The following is a 23,248-nucleotide window of genomic DNA, read 5'->3' as shown; positions in this document are numbered from 1 at the left end:
ACGGCGGGCACCCTCACCCTAGCTCCGTGCCGCCCAGCCGCAGCGCGAGGAGTGCGATGTCGTCCTCGCGGTCCCGACCGAAGCAGCGCAGCAGTGTGTCGCACAGTGTGGCCGCACCGGGCGGAGCCCCGGCGGCGGCCGAGCGCAGGTGTTCCATCGACACGGCGAGATCGGTGCCACGGGTCTCGATGAGCCCGTCGGTGACCATGAGCAGGCGGTCCGCGGGACCCAGCACCGCCTCGGTCGGCGGCGGCCGGTCCAGCCCGAGTCCGAGCAACGGCCCTTCGGCGCATACGTACTCCGCCGTGCCGTCCTCGTGCACGACCAGGGGTGGAATGTGGCCCGCGTTGGCGATCCGCATGCGCCCGTCGGCCGGTTCGACCAGGGCCAGGCAGACCGTGGCGGTGACGTCCGGATGGAAGTGCTGCAGCAGCCGGTCGAGGCGCCCGGCCAGGATCCGCGGATCCGGGTTCTCGACGCAGTAGGCGCGCAACGCGTGCCGGATCTCCACCATGACGGTGGCGGCGTCCAGCGAGTGCCCCGCGATGTCGCCCACCGCCGCGAGCACCCCCTGCGAGGTGGTCAGCGCCGCGTAGAAGTCCCCGCCGATCTCCGTCTGCCGCGAGGCGGGCACATAGCGGACGACCGTCTCGGCACCCTGGACCTCGGGCGCCTCCTGGGGCAGGAAGCTGTGCTGCAGAGTGAGCGCCACATGGCGCTCCACCTGGTACATGAGCAGCGTCTCCGCGGCGAGGGCGGTGGCCCGGGCGAGCCGGGTGACCAGCCGGTCGCCCTCGTCCGTCGGGCCGTGTGCGGGCACGGCGACGCAGACGGCGGGCTTGCACTCCCGGCTTCGCGCGACCACCACACGCGCGTCCTCGGCCTTGCCGGGCCGCAGAAACCCCGCAGGCCACAGTGGATAGGGCACCACCGTGCCGTGCGCGCCCGTGTGCGCGCCGAACAGACCGCGGATCAGCCGGGCGACCGTCTCATGGGCCTCGGAGTCCGGCAGCGAGGTGCGGGCGCGGGAGCGGGACAGTCCCCGGTACAGCTCCCCCTCCTCACCGAGCACGAAGACCACGCGGGCGAGCCGGTGAGCCGGGCGGCGCCCTCGGCTGCGGCCCGTACCAGTTCCGTCATGCAGCGCGCCGCCTGCACACAGACGATCGTCTCGGACAGCAGCGTCAGCCGCCGCGCCAGTGCCTCCGCCCCGGTCCTCATCCGTGCTCCGCGCACGGCGGCGCGTACGACGGCCTGGATCTCCTCGGGTTCGGCCGGCACCGACAGATACGCCTCGCCGCCGGAGTCCAGCCCACGGCAGCGGAATCCGGGCCCGGCGGATACGGCCGAGAAGTGCACGACCGGGAGTGCGGCGGTGGTGGGCGAGGACTTGAGCCTGCGGCACAGTTCGAAGCCGCTCATGTCCGGCAGGCCCACGTCGACGAGGGCGACGTCGGGCAGGGTGCCCCGGCGCAGCCGCAGATCGAGTTCGGTCAGTGCCTCGCCGCCGCTGGCGACGGGCACCACGCTGTGTCCCGCCCGGCGGAGCACCGCACCCAGCGCGTAGCGGCTGGCGTGCACGTCGTCGACCACCATCACGGTGGACTCGGTCTGTTTGCCGTTGCCATCCATGTGAGCCGCCCCTCGGCGCACGGAGAAGGGGCGGACCGGGAGTTCCCGGCCCGCCCCACCACGCTGGTGTCCTAGTGTCCGACCCTGGAGAAGATCCCCACCGTGCGACCCGGAATGGCGAACGTCCCGGAATCCTCCGCGTACGAGGACGTCTTGACGATAGGGTCTGCGCCCGCGGCCTGCACCGGGTGCAGCGCGTAGGCCTTGCCCGCCAGGTCCGCGACCGTCTGCTCCTGCCGCTGCGGCGTCGCGTTGAGGACGACGACCAGATCGCCCAGCTGCATCGTGATCACACCGGGCGTCTCGTCCTTGCCGGAAAGCGGGAAGGACAGCTTCGACTGCACCTCGTCGGCGGTCGCGAGCGAGAAGACGCGCTCGGTCGTACGGATCCTCAGCAGGTCCCGGTACGCGGCGGAGGTGCCGTCGATCTGGGCGCACCCCACCTCGATCGAGGTCAGCAGGGGCCCCGCGTACGGCCACTTGGACCGGTTGTCGGCCGCGGGCGGCAGCCCGCGGCCGAACCCATTGCCGTCGCGGCAGTTCCAGTGGATGGCGTTGAACCAGTCGCCGCTGTCGAACGAGTTGCGGTCGAGGGACTTGGAGCGCAGCAGGTCCGAGCCCGCCTGGGACAGCGAGGGGCCCTGCGAGAGGGCGGCCGTCGCCATGGCGAGGACCTGCATACGGGCCCGGTCGGACGCGGAGGTGTCCTTGGGCAGCTTGTACGCGAGCGCGTCGAAGAGCGACTCGTTGTCGTGCGCGTCGGCGTAGGCGAGGGCGTCACCCGGCGCGTCTGCGTAACCGGCCGGTGCACCGTTGTAGTCGACCTCGGCTCCGGTGACCTTCCTGCCGTCCGTGTCGGTGAAGCGGTAGCCGGCGAGGTCGCCGCTGAGACCGACCTTGATGAGGTCCTGGTAGTGCAGCAGGCGGGCCTTCTGCTCGGCGGGCGTCCCGTTGCCCGTCGAGGAGTTGGGGTCGGTGTACAGACCGGAGGCGAAGCCCTGGACGCCGGGGTCCTCGTCGAAGGGGCCGCCGCCGCGCACCGCGTCACGCGCCCGGTCGGAGAAGGTGGCGATGCCGGTGCCCGCCATGTTCGCCTGCGTGGCCTGGACGAAGCGGGCGTCGTTCGCGACCTCGCCGAAGTTCCAGCCCTCCCCGTACAGGATGATCTTCTTGCCGTCGACACCGTCCTTCTCGACGGTCAGCGTGTCGAGGGCCCGCCGCACGGCGAGGATGTTGGCCTTCGGGTGGTGGCCCATGAGGTCGAACCGGAACCCGTCGACCTTGTACTCCTTGGCCCAGGTGACGAGGGAGTCCACGACGAGCTTGCCCATCATGGCGTTCTCGGTCGCGGTGTTGGCGCAGCAGGTGCTGTTCGCCACCGAGCCGTCGGCGAGGAGCCGCTGGTAGTAGCCCGGCACGATCCGGTCCAGGACGCTGGTCTCCGCCTGACCGCTCGCCGACGTGTGGTTGTAGACGACGTCCATGACGACCCTGAGGCCGTCCTGGTTCAGCGACTTGACCATCTCGCGGAACTGGAGCGTACGGGCGGTGCCGTCCGGGTCGGTGGCGTAGGACCCCTCGGGAACCGTGTAGTGGTACGGGTCGTAACCCCAGTTGTAGGCGTCCTTGGCGGCGGACTTCGTGACGCACTCCTGCTGCTTGTCCGAGTCGGGCGCGTAGGAGGTGAGGTCGCAGTCGGGGCTCGTCCGGTCGGCCTGCCTCTCGGGGACGGTGGCGAAGTCGAAGGCGGGCAGCAGATGGACGTACGACGTCCCGGCCTCGGCCAGCGCGCGCAGGTGCGCGGAACCGTCGCTGTCCTTGTCCGCGAAGGCGAGATAGGTACCCCGGTCCTTCGCCGGGACCGTGCCGTCGGCGGCCGAGAAGTCCCGGATGTGCAACTCCTGGATCTCGGCGTCCCTGAGCGGCACGGCCTTCGGTTTGTCGAGCGTCGACCAGCCGCGCGGGGCGAGGGATCTGTCGTTCAGGTCGACGACCAGGCTGCGCTCCGAGTTCGCGGTCAGGGCGACCGAGTAGGGATCGGTGACCTCGTTGGTGACGATCTTGCGGACGCTGGGCGCCCAGACCTTCACGACGTACCGGTAGGGCCTGTTCTTCCAGGACGCCGGGCCGCTGACGGACCATACGCCGGTGGCGGCGTCACGGCGCATCGGGACGGTGGTGCCGTCGAGGTCGAGGTGCACGCTCTGGGCCGTCGGCGCCCACACGGACAGGGTCGGCCGGCCGTCGTGGAAGACCGGGCCGAGGGCGGCCTTGGTCGCATCGGGGTACAGATCGTCCAGGACACCGGCGATCTGCACTCCCGTCGCGGCCGTCACGGCGCCGTTCGCCGCGCGCTGGGAGGCCACGAGCTGACCGCTCAGTGCCTCGCGCACCCGGTCCCGGTCGCGCGGGTCGACGGACCAGGCCGTGTAGTCCTTCAGATACGGGAACTTCGCCTTCTGCGCGTCGGTGAGCGTGCTCCTCGTCAGCCGCAGCCAGCGCACGTCGTCGCCGGTGAGTGTGCCGTGCTCGACGGCGATCGAACCGTCGTGGGAGTAGAGCAACTGGGTCGAGGCGGCGTTGTCGGCACCGTTCCAGGCCAGGGTGTCGCGGTCGGTCCAGACGGCTTTGGACGTGGTCAGGTCGAGGGCGGCCGCGCTGCCCGCGGGCTGGGGCAGCAGGTACTTCTCCTGGCCGCTCAGCAGCCACACCTCGTGGCCGTTCGCCGTGAGGTCCAGTGACTGGTCCGAGGGCAGGTCCTTCTCGTCGCCCTTGTGGACGATGTAGCCGAGGCTGGTGGCCCCCTCGGTGAGCGGCACCTCGAAGACCGCGCCGTACGCGTCGGTGCGCACCGGCTTCAGCGGGTCGGACCAGTCGGTGGGGTTCGCCGCGCCCGTCCAGACGTGCAGCCCCCAGCCGTCGTAGTCACCGTCCGCGCGGTGGTAGTGGAGGATCGCCTTCATCCTGTCCTGGGCGGGGTAGTCGGCCGCCGGCTTCTCGGTGAGGACGGTCTCCTTGCCCTGCTCGACCCAGACCTCGCCGGTCCTGGTGACGTCGATGGCACGGTCGGCGGACACGTCCTCGGTGCCGTTCTTGTCGACGACCAGGAAGCCCACGTTCGAGGCGCCCGGCTTGAGCTTGACCCAGGCGAAGGCGCCGTAGGCGTCGCGCCCGGAGAAGGGGTGGCCGGCCGGCCACTCGGTCGCCTCGCCGTCGGCGAGGTCGCCCCAGGCGTACAGGTTCCAGTTCGCGTAGTCGCCGTCGGCTCGCTTGTAGTGGACGACGGCATAGTCGCGGGAGGAGGCCGTGGGGACCTCGGGCGCGGGCGGCGTGCCGGTGGTGCTCGTGGCCGTGGCGCTCGCGGTGCGCCCGGCCGTGTCGACCACGACCGCCTTGTAGCGCAGGACGGTGCCGGGGGCCGCGTCCTTGTCGATGGTCTGGGTGACCCGGTACGGGGCGTGGTCGGCTGAACCGAGCACACGCCAGGGCCCGTTGCCGGTCTGGGCGGCGAACACGACCCGGTCGAGCAGGCCACCGTCGACGTCGGCCGTGAGGTCGACGGTGCCGGTGGCGCCCGCGTCCGGGGCCTTCAGGACGAGGGTCGGCCTTGCGGCGGGGGTGCCGAGACGGGCGGCGGCCTTGAGGACGACGGCGGACCCGGCGGGGACGGTGACGGTGACCTTCTTGTCCGCGCCGCTCCTGACCTGCGTGTCGGTCCCGTATATGCCGCGGAACGCCATCGTGGCCGACCCCGTCGCGAACGTGGCCGTCTTCTGTGCGCCGGCGTTGTTGAAGGCGACGACGTACTCGGTCCCGTCGTTCCCCGTGCGGGAGAAGGCGTAGATGCCGGGGCCGTCGGCCGCGTACCGCTCGGTCTGGACACCGTCGGCGAGCGCGGGGTTGTCCTTGCGCAGCGCGGAGAGGGTGCTGATCTGCCGGTAGAGCGGCGCACTCGTGTCGTAGGCATCGCTCGCGTGCGTGCGTTCGGTGCCGATCTCGTCGTCGTCCAGGTAGTCCGCGACCTTGGACGCGAACATCGTCTGGCGGGCGTCCTTGTCGCCGCCCGATCCGGTGAAGCCCTGCTCGTCGCCGTAGTAGACGACCGGATTGCCGCGGCTGAGGAACATCAGCTCATTGGCGAGCCGGTCCTTCCCGAGCAGTTCCGCGTCCGACGCCTCGGGGTTGTCCTGCTCCAGGAAGGAGCCGATCCGCCCCATGTCGTGGTTGCCGAGGAAGGTGACCTGCTCGTAGGCGTTGGCCTTGTCGGTCGTGTAGCGGTAGTCGTTCGCGAAGACGCCCGCGAGCTTCTGCGCGCTGCCGCCCTGGGAGGCGTACTGGCGGGCCGCCTCCTGGAAGGGGAAGTCGAGGGTGGCGTCGAGGCGCCCCTGGGTGACGTACGGGGCCGTGACCGACGGGTCGGAGGAATAGACCTCACCGAACATGAAGAAGTTCTTGCGTCCGTGCGCGGCGGCATACCGGTCGAGCGCCGTCGCCCACTGCGTCCAGAACTCCATGTTCACGTGCTTCACGGTGTCGATGCGGAAGCCGTCGACACCGAAGTCCCGCACCCACCGCTCGTAGATCCTCTCCATGCCCTCGACCACCTCGGGACGCTCTGTCCACAGGTCGTCGAGCCCGGAGAAGTCGCCGTATGTCGTGGACTCGCCGGCGTACGTGGAGTCACCGCGGTTGTGGTACATCGTCGGGTCGTTGAGCCAGGTGGGGACCTTGACGTCCTTCTTCGCGGCGGGGACCACCGGGGTGCGCGGGAAGGAGTCGGCGTCCGTGGCCGGGAAGCCGTTCGTGCCGTCGGCGTGGCCGGCGTCGTCGAAGGGCCGCCCGTCCTTGGTCAGATAGGGGAAGGCCCCCTTGGAGAGGTAGTCGTAGGACTTCTCCTTGTAGTCGACGACATCGGCGGTGTGGTTGGTGATGACGTCGAAGTAGACCTTCATGCCCTTGGCATGCGCCTTGGAGATGAGGGTCCGCAGGTCGTCGTTGCTGCCGAAGTGCGGGTCGACACGGGTGAAGTCGGTGATCCAGTAACCGTGGTAGCCGGCCGAGGCGTCGGAACCGGTGCCCTGCACCGGCTGGTTCTTGAAGATCGGCGCCATCCAGATGGCGGTGGTGCCGAGGCCCTTGATGTAGTCGAGCCTCTTGGTCAGGCCCTTGAGGTCACCGCCCTGGTAGAACCCCTTGTCGCTGGGGTCGTACCCGGTCGCCAGACGCGAACCGGTCAGCCCTCCACGGTTGTTGGAGACGTCGCCGTCGGCGAAGCGGTCCGGCATGACGAAGTAGAACTGCTCCCGGGTCGCGTCGTGCCGTGCGGGCTCGGCCGCGAGCCGCGCGTCGGTCGGCGGCGGTGGCACGGTGGCGGCCTGTGCGGCCAGGGGCGGCATGAGTGCCGCGGCGAGTGCGGTGACGGTGAGGGCCGCGACCCTTGTCCGGCTCTGGGCGGGGCGCCTGCGGGGCGCCGGCCATCTCGGTATCACAGGCGTGAACTCCTTGCGATTACGGCTCGATCGGGTCCGACCCCTGCGCCGCGGCACGGCTCCGTCGCCGGGCGCCCGCGCGACCGTACCGTCCCTGCAAGCTTTACAGCAAGAGTCTTGAAACCATCGGAAAACAATTGCATCGGCGGTCGCACGACGGCCGAAGGCCCGCTGCCCCGGACAGGGCGGGCAGCGGGCCTCGACGGGTGTCCGGACTCAGCAGCTCGACTTCCCTGCGTAGAGGGCGAGCGCCGTGTTCGGGGCGACCGACGCCTGGAACCAGCCGCTGCCGTCGACCGTGACGGTCCTGTTGCCCTGTACGTCGCAGTAGGTGCCCGCGGGCAGCGACGTCTCGTACCACCGGTCGGCCGCCGTGCTCTCGTGGTTGATCACCACATAGCCCTTGCTGCCGCGGCCGAACGCGATGAGGTTGCCGCCGTTGTCCCACCACTTGGTGACCGCCTGGCCGCGTGTGGCGTTGCGGAAGGCGACCATCGACTTGATCTCCGGCCAGGCGTGCTGGCACTTCCAGCCGTCCTGCCAGCAGGCGTTGACCTGGCCGCCGTTCGGCGGGCCCGCGTCGGCGTCGGACCACTCGTAGCCGGAGTTGACGTCGGGCGCCCCGTAGGGCCAGGCCAGCATGAAGACGTTCGCCAGCGTGTAGTTCGCGCCGCTCTTGTAGTTCAGGGTCGAGCCGTTGCGCTCGGTGTCGTGGTTGTCCACGAAGACTCCGGCGACCGAGCTGTTCAAGTAGCCCCAGCCCTCGCCGTAGTTGCCGAGGTAGGCCAGCTTCTCGCTGGTGAACACCCGCTTGAGGTCGTAGGCGTAGCGGAATTCCTGGACGTCGCCGTTGCCCGTGTACTCGGTCGGCTGGACGGCCTCGCCCGCGCCGTAGATGACCTCCTGCTTCCAGTACGCGGAGGGATTTGTCAGCCGGGACTTGATGTCGGCCAGGTCGGCCGCCGGGATGTGCTTGGCCGCGTCGACACGGAAGCCGTCGGCGCCGAGGGTGAGGAGGTCGTTCATATAGCCGGCGATCGTCTTGCGGACGTACTCCTCACCGGTGTCCAGGTCCGCGAGGCCCACCAGTTCGCAGTGCTGCACGTTCCAGCGGTCCTGGTAGTTGGTGACCTGGGCGGTGCAGTCGTCGAAGTCGGCGGACGAGTACAGGCCCGGGTAGTCGTACTTCGTGTACGGCGAGCCTCCCGTGCCCGTTCCGCTGCCGGCCGACATGTGGTTGACGACGGTGTCCACGACGACCTTCACGCCTGCCGCATGGCAGGTGTCGACCATGTTCCGGAAGGCCGTGCGGTCGCCGAGGCGCCCCGCGATCCGGTAGCTCACCGGCTGGTAGGACGTCCACCACTGCGAGCCCTGTATGTGCTCGGCGGGCGGGGAGACCTGCACGTAGCCGTAGCCGGCCGGGCCGAGGGTCGTGGTGCACTCCCTGGCGACCGAGGCGAATCTCCACTCGAAAAGGACCGCCGTGACGTCCTTGGTGCCGGGCGGGGAGGCCTGGGCGGTCCCGGCGGGGACGGCGAGTGCGACCGACGCGGCCGCCGCGAGGGCGAGGGCGCCGGAGAGCGTTCTGCTGGCCATGTGGGGGTTCCTTCTCCGTTGAAGGATCTGCTGAGGGCGCCTGTCGGGGACCCTGGGACTCGCTGCGGGGAATTGCTGCAAGTTTTCAACCACTTGCAGTGGAGCAGACCGTACGAGCCCGGACCACGGCGGTCAACCCCTCGGGCATGTTCCTGTCATGGCCGCCAACCAGGCCAGGATCACCGGGAGTTGGTGCCGCAGCGGCGAACGAAGGGGCCCGCCGTCCATCCCGGACGACGGGCCCCCGAAACCTTGCGAAGCGTCAGACGGCCGTCCACCAGACGGTCGCGTCGGCCGGCACCTTCACCTCACCGTCCGCCTCGGTCACTTCGTCACTCGCTAGCAGCACACGGCCGTACGCCGGGACGGCGACCGACTCACCGGTGGTGTTGGCGACGCAGACGAATTCCCCGCGCCGGAAAGCCAGTACACCCTCGGGCGCACGCAGCCACTCCACCGCGTCGCCCGCGCCGAGACCCGGCTGCTCGCGCCGCGCGGCGAGCGCGGAACGGTACAGCTCCAAGGTGGAGCCGGCCACGCCCTGCTGTGCCTCGACGCTCAGGTCGCCCCAGCCCTCCGGCTGCGGCAGCCAGCTGCCGCCGGTGCCGAAGCCGTAGGACGACCCGGTGCGGGTCCACGGGATCGGGACACGGCAGCCGTCGCGGAAGCCGTCCTGCCCCGCGCCGCGGAAGTACGCCGGGTCCTGGCGCACCTCGTCGGGCAGGTCGACCACGTCGGGCAGACCGAGTTCCTCGCCCTGGTAGATGTACGCCGACCCGGGCAGCGCCAGCATGAGCAGGGTGGCCGCCCTCGCCCGCCGGATCCCCAGCTCGCGGTCGCCTGCCGTGCGGATCTGGGTGCCGAGGCCGGGCGGATTGGCGAAGCGGGTGGCGTGGCGGGTCACGTCGTGGTTCGAGAGCACCCAGGTCGCGGGGGCGCCGACCGGGCGCATGGCCTCCAGGGTCCGGTCGATGACGACGCGCAGCCCGGCCGCGTCCCAGTCGGCGCTCAGGTACTGGAAGTTGAAGGCCTGGTGCAGTTCGTCGGGGCGGACGTAGTTGGCGGTGCGTTCGACGGTGGGGGTCCAGGCCTCGGCGACGAACACGCGCTCCCCGGCGTACTCGTCCAGAACGGTGCGCCACTGCCGGTAGATGGCGTGGACGCCGTCCTGGTCGAAGAACGGCATGACATCGTTGCCCAGCAGCTTGAGCTGGTCGTGGCTGCCGAGGTCGGGCAGTCCCTCGGCCTTCACCAGGCCGTGGGCGACGTCGATGCGGAACCCGTCGACGCCCATGTCGAGCCAGAAGCGCAGGATGGAGCGGAACTCGTCGCCGACCGCGGGGTGGTCCCAGTTGAAGTCGGGCTGCTCGGGCGCGAAGAGGTGCAGATACCACTCGCCGGGGGTGCCGTCGGGTTCGACGGCACGGGTCCAGGCCGGGCCGCCGAAGATGGACTCCCAGTCGTTGGGCGGCAGTTCGCCGCTCTCCCCCTTGCCCGGGCGGAAGTGATAGCGCTCGCGCAGCGGCGAGCCGGGACCTTCGGCGAGCGCCCGCTTGAACCACTCGTGCTGGTCCGAGGAGTGGTTCGGAACCAGGTCGACGATGATGCGCAGCCCCAGACCGTGGGCGTCGCGGATCAGCGCGTCGGCGTCCAGGAGGTTGCCGAACATGGGGTCGACGGCGCGGTAGTCGGCGACGTCGTAGCCGGCGTCGGCCTGCGGCGAGGCGTAGAAGGGACTGAGCCACACGGCGTCCACGCCGAGGTCGCGCAGATACGGGAGTCGGGAACGTACACCCTCCAGGTCTCCCATGCCGTCGCCGTTGCTGTCGGCGAAGCTGCGCGGATAGACCTGGTAGATCACCGCGTCGCGCCACCAGTCGCGGCGGGTGGCGACGGTGGCGAGGGCGGTGTCCGGGGCCGGGTCGGCGGAGTGCTGGCTCATGGCGTCCTTGATGCGATGCGGGTCCCCGCCCGGGCGGGCCTATGGCGGGGAGGGAGTGGGGGTCGTCGAGGCGGGTCGGGTGGAGGGTGACGAGGCGGCCGCGGTGACCGCGGGGTCGGATGGGTACCGCGGCCGCCACCCGCGCGGGTCAGGCGCGCGGGAACCCGGTGAGGGCGCTCAGCCCTTGGTGCCGCCCGCGGTGAGGCCGGTCACCAGGTTCTTCTGCACCAGATAGAAGAACGCGGAGACGGGTATCGCCACCAGCACCGCGGTGGCGGCCATCAGGTTCCGCTGTGCGTCGTGCTCGCTGACGAAGCTCTGCAGACCGACGGCGAAGGTGTACTTGGAGTCGTCCAGCATGAACGTCGAGGCGAAGGCCACCTCGCCGAAGGCGGTGATGAAGTTGTAGAACGCGGCGACCGCCAGACCGGGCCTGGCCAGCGGCAGGATCAGACGTGCGAACGTGCCGAAGGGGCTCAGCCCGTCGACCCGCCCGGCCTCGTCGATCTCGAACGGGATGGTGTCGAAGTAGCCCTTGAGCAGCCAGGCGCTGTAGGGCACCGCGGTCGAGCAGTAGACGAGGATCAGACCGAGGTAGCTGTCGATGAGCCCCAGGTCCGACAGGATCTGGTACATCGGCACGATGAGCACCGCGATCGGGAACATCTGGGTGACCAGGAGCACCCACATCAGCTTGCGGTAGCCCGGGAACCGCATCCGGGAGACCGCGTAGCCGGTGGTGGCGGCCACGAGGACGCCGATGACCGTGGTGCCGAGCGAGACGATCAGCGAACTCTTCAGCCAGTCGAAGAAGTTCGTGTGCTGCAGCACGAACGAGTAGTTGTCGAACGTCATCGTGTGCCAGATGCGCCCGGGGTGGAGGTAGTCGTCCTTGTCCGGGCCGAGGGACAGGAAGATCAGCCAGGCGATCGGGAAGAGGGCGACAAGGCTCGCGACGATCAGTACGCCGTGGGAGGCCAGTGACGCGACGGGGCCCTGCTCGCCGCGCCTGCGCACCTTGGGCGGGCGGGCCTGAGCCGCGCCGGGCCCGGTCACCTCGGCGGAGGTCTCGACGGTGGTCGTACTCATGGGAACTCCTTCCTCAGATCGCGAGCTGCTGCTCGTTGCGGTTCAGCCAGCGTCGGTAGAACGAGGTGAAGACGATCAGGATGGCCAGCAGCAGGATGCCGTAGGCGGCGGACTGCGCGAAGTCGCGCGGCTGCTGTCCGAAGCCCAGGTAGTACGCCCAGGTGACAAGGATCTGGGCGTCCGGCGCGGTGTTGCCGAACAGCAGGAAGATGACGGCGAACTGGTTGAAGGTCCAGATGATGCCGAGGAGGACGACGGTCGAGCTGACGGACCTCAGACCCGGAAGAGTGACGTACCGGAAGCGCTGCCAGGGGCTCGCCCCGTCCATCTCGGCGGCCTCGTACAAGGAGGTGTCGATGGACTGCAGGCCGCCCAGCAGCGAGACCATCATGAACGGCACACCGCACCACGTGTTCACCATGATCGCGGCGAAGCGCTGCCAGAAGGTGTCCTCCAGCCACGACGGCGCCGGCAGGTGCAGGGCGTGCAGTGCCGAGTTGATGATGCCGCCGTCGGCGAGCATGAAGCGCCAGCCGAACACGGTGACGAAGGTGGGCACGGCCCAGGGCAGGATCAGGACGAGTCGGTAGAAGGTCCGTCCCCGGAGCTTCTGGTTGAGCAGCAGTGCCAGGCCCAGCCCGATGGTGTAGTGCAGCGCCACACACAGCGCGGTCCACACGATCGTCCAGATGAAGTGCGACCAGAAACGGTCGTACGCGGTCGGCCCGAACAGGATGTCCTTGTAGTTGTCGAGGCCGATGAACTTGTACGTGGCATCGATGTGGTTGACGCCGATCGTGCGGGCGGTGTTCAGGCTGTTGGCATCGGTGAGCGTGAGGTACAAGCCGTACACCAGCGGATAGAGCACGAGGACGCCGAGGACGACGGCCACGGGCGCGATCATCGCGTACGCGTACCAGTGCTTCTGGTATCCGCTCCTCAGGCGCCGGCCCAGGCCGGGCCGGGGCGCGCGGTCACCGCGGCGCTTGCCGGTGGCGCGGTCGATGGCGACTGTCATGGTTCGACAACCTTCTCAACGGTCTGCAGATCAAGGGGTGGGCCTGGGCACGGGCCGATGGCCGCCGGATCCTTCCCCCCTTCCCTCAGGAGGATCCGGCGGCCAGGGCCACACGCTCTTACTTGCTGAAGTCCGGAACCAGCTTGGCGATGGCGAGTTCCGCGTTGCTCAGGCCCTTGTCCAGGGGCTCCTTGCCGCCCGCGATCTTGGGCAGTTCGGTGTCGAGCGGGCCCCACAGCGAGCTGTACTCGGGCAGCGCCGGGCGCGGCTGGGCGGCGGCGAGCACGCCCTGGTAGCCGGCGATGCCGGGGTCGGCCTTGACCTGAGTGCTGAAGGCGTCGTCGCGCGTCGGCAGCGTGGAGTTCTTCAGGGCGATGGTCTCCTGCGACTTCGCCGAGGTCATGTAGTTGACGAACTTCAGCGCCGCCTCCTGGTGGGCCTTGTCCGAACCGGCGTAGACGGACAGGTTGTGCCCGCCGGTCGGGGCGCCCGACTTGCCGGCCGAGCCGGCCGGGACGGTGGCGATGCCGAGGTTGGACTTGTCCGTGAAGGCCGAGCCCTTGTAGAAGTTCGTGATCTCCCAGGGGCCCTGGATGATCGCGGCGACCTTGCCGTTGACGAACGCGTCCTGGATGTGGGCGTAGGCGTCGGCGGTCGTGTCGGCCTTGTGCAGTCCCTTGCCGGAGAACAGGCTCAGCCAGGTGCCGTAGGCCTTCTTCGCGGCGTCCGAGGTGACGGTGATCTTCTTGGCGGAGGCGTCGACGGTGTCGGTGCCCTCGCCGTAGAGGAACGTCTGGGCGTAGTAGGCCTGGGTGGAGCCCCAGTAGCCGTCGACGTTGGCCTTGTCCTTGATCTTGGCGGCGTCGGCCTTCAGCTCGTCCCAGGTCTTGGGCGCCTCGGTGATGCCGGCCTTCTCGAAGAGGGCCTTGTTGTAGACCAGCGCCAGCGTGTCGGTGACGATCGGCACACCGTACGTCTTGCCCTCGAACTGGGCCTGCTGGATCAGGCTGGACTGGAACTTGTCCTTGTCGGCGAGGGCCTGGGTGCCGTCCAGCGGCAGGAAGTAGCCCTTCTTCGCGAAGGCGGGGGTCCAGCCGACCTCGGAGCGCAGCACGTCGGGGGCACCCTTGGAGCCCGCCGCCGTGTCGAACTTGTTCTGCGCCTGGTCGAAGGGGACGTTGACGTACTTGACCTTGATCTTCGGGTTGGCCTTCTCGAAGTCCGCGACCAGGGATTTGTACGTCGGCGCCTCATTGGTGGCGTTGGAGGTGTCCCACCAGGTGATGGTGACCGGGCCGTCGGACTTGCCGCTGCCGTCGTCGCTTCCGCCGCAGGCCGTCGCCGCGAGGGCGACGGACGCCACCAGCGCGGTGGCCGCTATGCCACGCCGCATGAGTTCTCCTTGAGGGTGAAAGCCCGTTGCTGCAGGTGGCGGTCCCGTCCGCCGCCCCTGCCGACTGCCGACTGCGCCATTGCCGCCGCCGGGCGACGTGAACGTAACAGCGATGAAAGCCCGGCGAAAGGTCTTGCAGCAAAAAAATGAAAGACCCGACAATGGTTACCCGGCCGTGACCTCCTCGTGAGGCCCTGATGTCTTGTGTTCACGCCTGATCGGCGGGATCACGGACACTTGTGCAAGACTCTGCAAGCTCTTGCCACACATTGCCGACGCGGGGATCATCCCGTTGCGGACCGGACGCCGATCAGAAGATGAGGGAGCGCGATGACGCAGCAACCCGCAGCGGGCCGTTCAACCGCCCGGGCCCGGCGTCCCATTGGTGGGCAAGCGGACATACGGCCGGTACAGTCCCATCCCGTGACCACACGGCTTGCAGACATCGCAGCCCAGGCGGGGGTCAGCGAGGCGACTGTGAGCCGCGTCCTGAACGGGAAGCCGGGCGTCGCGGCGACCACGCGCCAGTCCGTCCTCGCCGCGCTCGACGTGCTCGGCTACGAGCGCCCGGTCCGGCTGCGCCAGCGCAGCGAGGGCCTGGTGGGCCTGATCACCCCGGAGCTGGAGAACCCGATATTCCCGGCCCTGGCCCAGGTCATCGGGCAGGCGCTGACCCGGCAGGGCTACACCCCCGTGCTCGCGACCCAGACACCGGGCGGCTCGACCGAGGACGAGCTGACCGAGATGCTCGTGGACCGCGGGGTCGCCGGCATCATCTACGTCTCCGGGCTGCACGCCGACACCACCGCCGATATGCAGCGCTACGAGCGGCTGCGTGCCCAGGGTGTGCCGTTCGTGCTGGTGGACGGCTTCTCGCCCAAGGTGGAGGCCCCGTTCATCTCCCCCGACGACCGCGCCGCGATGTCCCTGGCGGTCACCCACCTGGTGTCGCTGGGACACACCCGGATCGGTCTGGCCCTCGGGCCCAAACGTTTCGTCCCGGTGCAGCGGAAGATCGAGGGGTTCGTGCGCACGGTGCAGGAGCAGCTCGGGCTGTCCGCCGACGAGATCGAGTCGCGGCTGGTCCAGCACTCTCTGTACACGCTGGAAGGCGGCCAGGCCGCGGCGTCCGCGCTGATCGACCGGGAGTGCACCGCGGTGGTGTGCGCGAGCGACATGATGGCGCTCGGGGCGATACGCGCGGCCCGGCAGCACGGACTGGAAGTCCCCACGGACGTCTCGGTCGTGGGCTTCGACGACTCACCGCTCATCGCCTTCACGGACCCGCCGCTGACGACGGTCCGCAAGCCGGTCCCGGCGATGGGGCAGGCGGCCGTGCGCACGTTGCTGGAGGAGGTCGGCGGGACGCCCGCGCCCCACAGTGAATTCGTGTTCATGCCGGAGCTGGTGGTGCGGGGGTCGACCGCTTCGGCACCTGGGGACCGGAGTCGTACCTAGGCAGTAGTCGTCCGGCCCCCCAGGGGTCCACCGGATGGAGAAATCGGGGCCAGAACCCTTCCAGGGGATGATCGGTGGGCGGCCGCACTTCTGGCAGACTCTGTGCCTATGGGTGACGAGACCGTGACAGCGGTGGACGGCCGGAGGCAGGCCGCCGACGCCGTCGCGGAGGAGAGCGGGAACCGTGCGGGGCAGGGCCTGCTGCGACGGATCCGTACTCCCCGGCGTCCCCGCTTCTGGTTCGAAATCCTGCTCATCGCGGTGAGTTACTGGACGTACTCGCTGATCCGCAACGCCGTGCCCGAACAGAAGGCCAAGGCGCTGACCAACGCCGACTGGCTGTGGCGCCTGGAGCAGCATCTGGACATCGCCGTCGAGGACTCGGTCAACCACGCCGTGAACTCGGTGACATGGCTGATCGTGGGCATGAACTACTACTACGCCACACTGCACTTCGTGGTGACTCTGAGTGTCCTCGTGTGGCTGTACCGCAGCCATCCGGGCCGGTACGCGGCGACCCGGCTGGCCCTGTTCGCCACCACGGCGGTGGCGCTGCTCGGTTACTACTTCTTCCCGCTCGCGCCGCCTCGGCTGATGACCGGCGGGGACTTCGTCGACACCGTGGTGGTGCACCAGACCTGGGGCTCGATGGCGTCGGGCGATCTGAAGCACATGTCGAACCAGTACGCGGCGATGCCGTCCATGCACATCGGCTGGTCGCTGTGGTGCGGGCTGACGATCTTCGCGCTGGCGACGGTGCCGTGGGTGCGCGTCCTCGGCCTGCTGTATCCCACGACCACCCTGGTGGTGATCGTCTCCACGGCGAACCACTTCTGGCTGGACGCCGTCGGCGGGGCGCTCTGCCTGGCCTTCGGCTTCGCGGTGGCCTCGCTGTGGTACGGCGCCGTGCCGTACACACTACCGCGTACCTGGCACCGGAACCTGGCTCCCGCCGGCGTCGGCGGCAGCGCCTACGTTCCGTAGAACAGCTCCTCCATGACGGTCCTGGCCCTGCGGGTCGTGCGCCGGTAGTCGTCCAGCATGTCGCCCACGTGCCCCGGCCCGTAGCCCAGGTATCGACCCACCGCGGCCAGTTCCCGGCTCTCGGAGGGGAAGGTGTCCCCCGCCCGCCCCCGGACCAGCATCACCGCGTTGCGCACGCGCGAGGCGAGCACCCAGGCCTCGTCGAGGATCTCCGCCTCCTCGTCCGGCAGCAGTCCGGCCTCGCGCGCGGCGGCGAGCGCGGCGCGGGTGCGCGTGGTGCGCAGACCCGCTTCGGTACGGCCGTGCCGCATCTGGAGCAGCTGCACCGTCCACTCCACGTCCGACAGACCGCCGCGGCCCAGCTTGGTGTGGAGCGTCTTGTCGGCTCCCCTGGGCAGCCGCTCCGACTCCATACGTGCCTTCAGGCGCCGGATCTCGCGCACCGCCTCGTCGTCGAGTCCGTTCCGCGGATAGCGCAGCGGGTCGATCAGTTCGATGAAGCGCCGGCCCAGGTCCTCGTCACCGGCGACGCGCTCGGCCCGCAGCAGCGCCTGCGACTCCCAGACCAGCGACCAGCGCCGGTAGTACGCCTCGTACGACTTGAGAGTGCGCACCAGGGGTCCCGACTTCCCCTCGGGACGCAGATCGGCGTCGATCAGCAGCGGGGGGTCGCTGCTCGGCAGCTGGAGCAGCCGGCGCATCTCCGCGACCACCCGGTTCGCCGCCTCGCCCGCCTCGCGTTCGTCCACGCCCTCGCGCGGCTCGTGCACGAACAGCACGTCCGCGTCGGAGCCGTAGCCCAGTTCGTGGCCGCCGAAGCGGCCCATGCCGATGACCGCGAACCGGGTGGGCAGGGTGTCGCCCCAGCCGGCGCGCACCACAGCGCGGAGCGTGCCCGCAAGCGTCGCCGCCGTCAGGTCCGAGACCGCCCCGCCGACCATGTCGATCAGGGCGCCCTGATCCGGCCGGGTGGGTGTGTCCTCCCGGCCGTAGGAGCCGACGATGTCCGCGGCGGCCGTGCGGAACAGCTCGCGCCGCCGCACCCCGCGCGCCGCCGTGACCCCCTGCTCGGCGTTCTCGGCACGGCCCACCGCGGCGAGGATCTCCTGTTCGAGGTGGGCCCGGGAGCGGGGCTCGAGTCCGCCGCCGTCCCCGTCGCCGAGGAGGGCCACTGCTTCCGGAGCGCGCATCAGCAGGTCGGGGGCGAGCCGGCCCGCGGACAGGACCCGGGCCAGGTTCTCGGCGGCCGCGCCCTCGTCCCGCAGCAGCCGCAGGTACCACGGGGTCTTGCCGAGTGCGTCCGAGACCTTGCGGAAGCCCAGCAGGCCCGCGTCCGGGTCCGCGGAGTCGGCGAACCAGCCGAGCAGCACGGGCAGCAGCGTGCGCTGGATGGCGGCCTTGCGGCTGACGCCGGACGCCAGCGCCTCCAGATGGCGCAGCGCGGCGGCGGGGTCGGCGTAGCCGAGCGCGACGAGCCTCTCCCGGGCCGCGTCTGCGCTCAACCGGGCTTCTCCCGGGCCGAGTTGGGCGACGGCGTCCAGCAGTGGCCGGTAGAAGAGCTTCTCGTGCAGCCGGCGTACGACACCGGTGTGCCGCTTCCACTCCCGGTTCAGCTCGCGGACGGGGTCCGTGCGCAGGCCGAGGGAGCGACCGAGACGGCGCTGGTCGGCCTCGTCCTCGGGGACGAGGTGGCTGCGGCGCAGCTGGTAGAGCTGGATGCGGTGCTCCATGGAGCGCAGGAAGCGATAGGCGTCGTCGAGCTGCACGGCGTCCATGCGGCCGACGTAGCCGCCCGCCGCGAGCGCCTTCAGCGCATCGAGCGTGGTACCGCTGCGCAGCGAGGTGTCGGACCGCCCGTGCACCAACTGCAGCATCTGGACGGCGAATTCGACATCCCTGAGTCCTCCGGGACCGAGCTTGAGTTCGCGCTCGACCTCGCCGACCGGGATGTTGGCGACGACCCGTCGGCGCATCTTCTGCACGTCGGCGACGAAGTTCTCGCGCTCGGCGGCCTGCCAGACCAGTGGCGCGATGGTGGCGACGTAGCTCTCGCCCAGCTCCATGTCGCCGGCCACCGGCCGCGCCTTGAGCAGTGCCTGGAACTCCCAGGTCTTCGCCCAGCGCTGGTAGTAGGCGAGATGGCTGCTGAGCGTGCGCACCAGCGGGCCGTTCCTGCCCTCGGGCCGCAGATTGGCGTCGACGGGCCAGATGCTGCCCTCGACGGTGGTCTCGGAGCAGATCCGCATCATGTGCGAGGCGAGCCTGGTCGCGGCCGGCAGCGCCTTGCCCTCGTCGGCGCCGGACGCGGCCTCGCCGACGAAGATGACGTCCACGTCCGAGACGTAGTTCAGCTCGTGGCCGCCGCACTTGCCCATCGCGATCACCGCGAGCCGGCAGCTCCCGGCGTCCTCGGGGGCCGCGGCGCAGGCGATGGCGAGGGCGCCGCGCAGGGTGGCGGTGGCGAGGTCGGCCAGCTCGGCGGCGGTCTGGGCGACGTCGATGGTGCCGCACACATCGCGTGCGGCGATCGACAGCAGACAGCGGCGGTAGGCGACACGCAGGGAGACGGGATCGGTGGCCTCGACGAGATGCCGTTCGAACTCCGCCACACCGGGGTGGAGGTCGTGCGGCTCATAGTTGACCAGGGCCAGCCAGTCACCGGGATGGCGGGCGAGATGGTCGGCGAGCGCGGCGGAGGCGCCGAGGACACCGAGCAGCCGGTCCCGCAGCGGCTTGGCGGCGATCAGCGTGTCGAGCAGTTCACGACGGGCGGTGGGGACCGGCTGTGCCTCGAGGAGGCGGACGAGGCCCTGCAGAGCCAGATCGGGGTCGGCGGTCGCGCCGAGCGCCTCCAGCAGGACCGGATCGGACCTTATCGGCTCCAGCTCGGGGCTCTCCAGGAGCCGCTCGGCGGCCGACGGGTCGGTGAAGCCGTGCCGCAGCAGACGCGTGAAGGTACTGCTCCTGCGCCCTTGGGGCACGGTCATCCCTCGGCCTCCCGTTCAACCCGCTCTCGTCCGAGCCACCGGATCAAGGTCGTACGAGCTTGAGCGTAACCCCGGTGGTCGGCACGGGGCCCGGTGCGGGGGGTCACGACTTCCGCCGTCATTCGGGGGTGGGCACCCGCGGGCGTCCGGTCGCCCGGGCACGTGCATACCGGGCGACGGGACCACGGACACGCCGGGAACCGGTGTCGCGGGGAACGCCGGGCCGTCGTGACACCACGGGCGGAGGGTCGTGGCCCGCGACCGTCGCGTCCCGTCCCGAAGGCCGCCCGACTCCGCCGCCGGGGTCGGAGGGCCTGCCTCCGCGGCCCAACGGGCCTTTTCGGGGGAGTAGTTCACCGGCTCTTCATCCGGCGGGCCGGGCGGTGTGAGGCGGTGGAACCTTGGCGTGTGCATGCTCTGTACGCACCGCCACCCCGTCTCCTCCCCCCGACCGGAGGTTGAAGTGTCCGGCAGTTCCGTGTACCGCCGCACCCGTGCCGTAGTGGCGTCAGCGGCGGCCTTTTCCGCCGCGGCGATCGGGCTGTGGACCGGGCTCGGCGGCGAGTCCCCCGCGCACGCGGCGGGCGCCGTCCCGACCCCGGACCACGTCGTCGTCGTGGTCTTCGAGAACCACGCCTACAGCCAGGTGATCGGCTCCTCCAGCGCCCCCTACATCAACTCGCTGAAGTCCGGCGGCGCCAACCTGACCCAGTCCTACGCCGAGACCCACCCCAGCCAGCCCAACTACTTCGCGATGTTCTCGGGTTCCACCCAGGGCATCACGGACGACGGCTGCTACACGCCCGGGTTCTCCTCCGCCCGCAACCTCGCCTCCGAGCTGATCGCGGCCGGCCGCACCTGGGCGAGCTACAACGAGACGCTGCCCAGCCAGGGCTCGACCACGTGCAACAGCGGCAAGTACGCCCGCAAGCACAACCCCTGGTTCGGCTTCAGCAACGTGCCGACGTCGACCGCGAAGACCTTCGCGCAGTTCCCGACCGACTACTCGACGCTGCCGCACGTCTCCTTCGTGGTCCCCAACCTGTGCAGCGACATGCACGACTGCTCGGTGTCCTCCGGTGACACCTGGCTGAAGAGCAACCTCGGCGCCTACGCCACCTGGGCCAAGACCCACAACAGCCTGCTCGTCGTCACCTTCGACGAGGACAACCGGCTCAGCGGCAACCGCATCGCGACGGTCCTGTACGGGCAGCCGGTGACGGCGGGGGCCAGCAGCGCCACCACGTACAACCACTACGACCTGCTGCGCACCCTGGAGGACTCGCAGGGCCTCTCGACCCACGCGGGCAACGCGGCCTCCGCCAAGGACATCACCGGCATCTGGGCGTCCTGACGTGTACGTAGCGGACAGCCGCGCGAGCACGCCGTCCGCGGAAGGCGCCGTCCGGCAGGGTCTCGCCGGGCGGCGCCGCCACGCGGTCGCGCCCACCGTCCTCGCCCTCGGCACGGTCAGCCTGGTCACCGACGTCTCCTCGGAGATGGTCACGGCGGTGCTTCCGCTGTATCTGGTTGCGGGGCTCGGACTGTCGCCGCTGGGCTTCGGACTGCTCGACGGCATCTACAACGGTTTCTCCGCACTCGTCCGGCTCGCCGGGGGGCACCTCGCCGACCGCGGCGGCGGCCGGCACAAATGGGTGGCCGGGCTCGGTTACGGCATCTCGGCGCTGTGCAAACCCCTGCTGCTGGTCGCCCACACCCTGACGCCGATCGGCCTGATCCTGGCCGCCGACCGCACGGGCAAGGGGCTGCGCACCGCCCCGCGCGACGCCCTGATCTCGCTCTCCAGCACACCGGAGACCCGTGGCCGGGCCTTCGGCGTGCACCGCGCGATGGACACCGCTGGCGCGCTGTTCGGCCCGCTCGTGGCGTTCCTGATCCTGCGGGCCACGGTCGACGGGTACGACGCGGTGTTCACGGTGAGCTTCTGTGTGGCCGTGGCGGGCGTCCTGGTGCTGGTGCTGTTCGTGCCGGGCGGAGCGTCCGCCCCGGCGGCCCCCGAGGGCCCCCGGCCGACGCTGCGCGCCGCCCTGGCCCTGCTGCGCCGCCGTGATCTGCGCCGTATCACGATCGCCGCGCTGCTGCTGGGTCTGGCGACGGTCAGCGACTCGTTCGTCTATCTGCTGCTGCAACGGCGCCTCGGGGTCCCCGACCGCTGGTTCGCACTGCTGCCGCTCGGAACGGCCGCCGCCTTCCTGCTCCTCGCCGTGCCGCTCGGCCGGCTGGCCGACCGGGTGGGCCGCTGGCGGATCTTCCTGGCCGGCCACGGCGCCCTGCTCCTGGCGTACGGCCTGCTGCTCACCTCCTGGCACGGCACAGCCCTGCCCTACACGGTCCTCGCCCTGCACGGCACCTTCTACGCGGCCACCGACGGCGTCCTGATGGCGGCGGCCTCCGACGGCGTGCCCGAGGCACTGCGCTCGTCCGGGCTGGCCGTCGTACAGACCGGGCAGGCCCTGGCCCGGTTCGCCTGCTCGCTACTCTTCGGCGCGGCGTGGACGGTATGGGGCGACCGCACGGCGCTGGCGGCGTCGACCGCGGCGCTCGCGGTCTGCGCGGTCTTCTCCTACACCCTCCGCCCGACCCGGGAGCACATCTCATGACCCTGCGGTCCCGCATCCTGGTCCTGGCGTCGGCCGTCGTCGTCCTGACGGCGGTCGCGCTGGGGGCCGTCCTGCACGCGTCGGCGCGGGCCGAGCGCCGCGACCACACCCAGGCCAGGGGTCCCCGGGTCGCAGCGGGCCGGGTCACGCTGACCGATCCGGGCCGGCTGGTGTTCCGCAACATGGCCTGGGGCCCGCACCGCGACGAACTGACCTCGGTCCCGGCGACGGCACCGGGCGGCCCGCGGACCGCGTCCGGCGTCAAGTGCCTGCGCTTCTACGCCGACTCCGGCACGGGCGTGTGTCTCCAGGCGGTGCACGGCCCGGTCTCGGACACCTACCGAGCGCTGATCCTGGACGCCCGGCTGCACACCACGGCCCACTACGACGTGCCGGGCATCCCCTCCCGCGCCCGGGTCTCCCCCAGCGGCCGCTTCGCCGCCTGGACGGCGTTCGTGGGCGGCGACTCGTACGCGGGCACGAACTTCTCCACGCGCACCGCGATCGTGGACACCACGACGGGCCGGCTGATCCCGTCGCTGGAGCAGTTCCGCATCGTGAAGGACGGCCGCGCCTACCGGTCCCCCGACGTCAACTTCTGGGGCGTGACCTTCTCGGCGGACGACCGCACCTTCTACGCGACCCTGGCCACGAAGGGGAGGACCTATCTGATCCGCGGCGATCTGACGACGAACACGGTGACGACGCTGCACCCGAACGTGGAGTGCCCGTCGCTCTCCCCCGACGGCACCCGCATCGCCTACAAGAAGCGTGTGGCGGGCCTGCCCGCGGACGCCCCCTGGCGCCTGTACGTCCTCGATCTGCGCACGATGCGCGAGACCCCGCTCGCGGAGGAGCGGAGCGTCGACGACCAGGCGGTGTGGCGGGACGCGCACACGATCGTGTACGCGCTGCCCGGCGACTACGGGGCCGATCTGTACCGGGTCCCCGCGGACGGCACGGGCGCCCCGCAGCGGATCGGCTCGGCGGCGGTGTCCCCGGCGTACCTCCACTGAACGCCCGGCCACCGCCGTCG

General features: G+C 70.4%; 12 protein-coding genes and 1 pseudogene. 5 read left to right on the top strand and 8 right to left on the bottom strand.

From position 1 onward, the window contains the following. Positions 1-13: 13 nt before the first annotated feature. The 7 genes and pseudogenes from ADL25_RS02985 to ADL25_RS02955 all read right to left on the bottom strand — a co-directional run bounded on the left by ADL25_RS02985 (position 14) and on the right by ADL25_RS02955 (position 14,162). Positions 14-1,632 (bottom strand): annotated as a pseudogene (locus ADL25_RS02985) (SpoIIE family protein phosphatase). Positions 1,633-1,703: 71 nt separating this feature from the next. Further along, on the bottom strand, positions 1,704-7,121 hold the full coding sequence (pulA, locus tag ADL25_RS02980; RefSeq protein WP_059126006.1) for a pullulanase-type alpha-1,6-glucosidase: 5,418 nt from the start codon (positions 7,119-7,121) through the stop codon (positions 1,704-1,706). Positions 7,122-7,337: 216 nt separating this feature from the next. Continuing rightward, on the bottom strand, positions 7,338-8,720 hold the full coding sequence (locus ADL25_RS02975; protein ID WP_059126005.1) for an alpha-amylase: 1,383 nt from the start codon (positions 8,718-8,720) through the stop codon (positions 7,338-7,340). Between the two features lie 262 nt (positions 8,721-8,982). Continuing rightward, positions 8,983-10,662 carry a glycoside hydrolase family 13 protein gene (locus ADL25_RS02970; protein ID WP_059126004.1) on the bottom strand — a complete coding sequence of 560 codons (1,680 nt, stop codon included), beginning with the start codon at positions 10,660-10,662 and terminating at the stop codon, positions 8,983-8,985. A 177-nt stretch (positions 10,663-10,839) separates the two neighbouring features. After that, positions 10,840-11,751 carry a sugar ABC transporter permease gene (locus ADL25_RS02965; protein ID WP_059126003.1) on the bottom strand — a complete coding sequence of 304 codons (912 nt, stop codon included), beginning with the start codon at positions 11,749-11,751 and terminating at the stop codon, positions 10,840-10,842. A gap of 13 nt (positions 11,752-11,764) precedes the next feature. Continuing rightward, positions 11,765-12,769: a carbohydrate ABC transporter permease gene (locus ADL25_RS02960; protein ID WP_059126002.1), complete on the bottom strand. Its 1,005-nt coding sequence runs from the start codon at positions 12,767-12,769 to the stop codon at positions 11,765-11,767. A gap of 118 nt (positions 12,770-12,887) precedes the next feature. Further along, positions 12,888-14,162, bottom strand: coding sequence for an extracellular solute-binding protein (locus ADL25_RS02955; protein ID WP_059126001.1), 1,275 nt, complete (start codon positions 14,160-14,162; stop codon positions 12,888-12,890). 423 nt (positions 14,163-14,585) lie between these two features. Here ADL25_RS02955 and ADL25_RS02950 point away from each other — a divergent pair, with 423 nt between their 5' ends. Next, positions 14,586-15,620, top strand: coding sequence for a LacI family DNA-binding transcriptional regulator (locus ADL25_RS02950; RefSeq protein WP_059126000.1), 1,035 nt, complete (start codon positions 14,586-14,588; stop codon positions 15,618-15,620). Between the two features lie 108 nt (positions 15,621-15,728). Then, on the top strand, positions 15,729-16,604 hold the full coding sequence (locus ADL25_RS02945; protein ID WP_059125999.1) for a phosphatase PAP2 family protein: 876 nt from the start codon (positions 15,729-15,731) through the stop codon (positions 16,602-16,604). Here ADL25_RS02945 and ADL25_RS02940 read toward each other — a convergent pair. After that, complete coding sequence (locus ADL25_RS02940) at positions 16,592-19,591, bottom strand: bifunctional [glutamine synthetase] adenylyltransferase/[glutamine synthetase]-adenylyl-L-tyrosine phosphorylase (RefSeq protein ID WP_059125998.1); 3,000 nt, start codon at positions 19,589-19,591, stop codon at positions 16,592-16,594. The two genes, ADL25_RS02945 and ADL25_RS02940, sit on opposite strands and share 13 nt — an antisense overlap. Positions 19,592-20,054: 463 nt before the next feature. On the opposite strand from ADL25_RS02940, the gene ADL25_RS02935 reads away from it, so the two are divergent. The 3 genes from ADL25_RS02935 to ADL25_RS02925 are packed head-to-tail and all read left to right on the top strand — an operon-like array spanning position 20,055 to position 23,228. After that, complete coding sequence (locus tag ADL25_RS02935) at positions 20,055-20,945, top strand: alkaline phosphatase family protein (protein ID WP_059125997.1); 891 nt, start codon at positions 20,055-20,057, stop codon at positions 20,943-20,945. A gap of 1 nt (position 20,946) precedes the next feature. Further along, the gene (locus ADL25_RS02930; protein WP_079050135.1) at positions 20,947-22,212 is read left to right on the top strand and encodes an MFS transporter; all 1,266 of its coding nucleotides are present in this window, start codon (positions 20,947-20,949) and stop codon (positions 22,210-22,212) included. Further along, positions 22,209-23,228 (top strand): TolB family protein, encoded by a 1,020-nt coding sequence (locus tag ADL25_RS02925; RefSeq protein WP_059125996.1) that lies wholly within the window; start codon positions 22,209-22,211, stop codon positions 23,226-23,228. Before ADL25_RS02930 ends, ADL25_RS02925 begins: the two co-directional genes overlap by 4 nt. The last annotated feature ends 20 nt before the right edge of the window (positions 23,229-23,248 follow it).

Source organism: Streptomyces sp. NRRL F-5122, assembly GCF_001507435.1.
Classification (GTDB): domain Bacteria; phylum Actinomycetota; class Actinomycetes; order Streptomycetales; family Streptomycetaceae; genus Streptomyces; species Streptomyces lannensis.
This window is presented reverse-complemented; position numbering and strand designations above follow the sequence as displayed.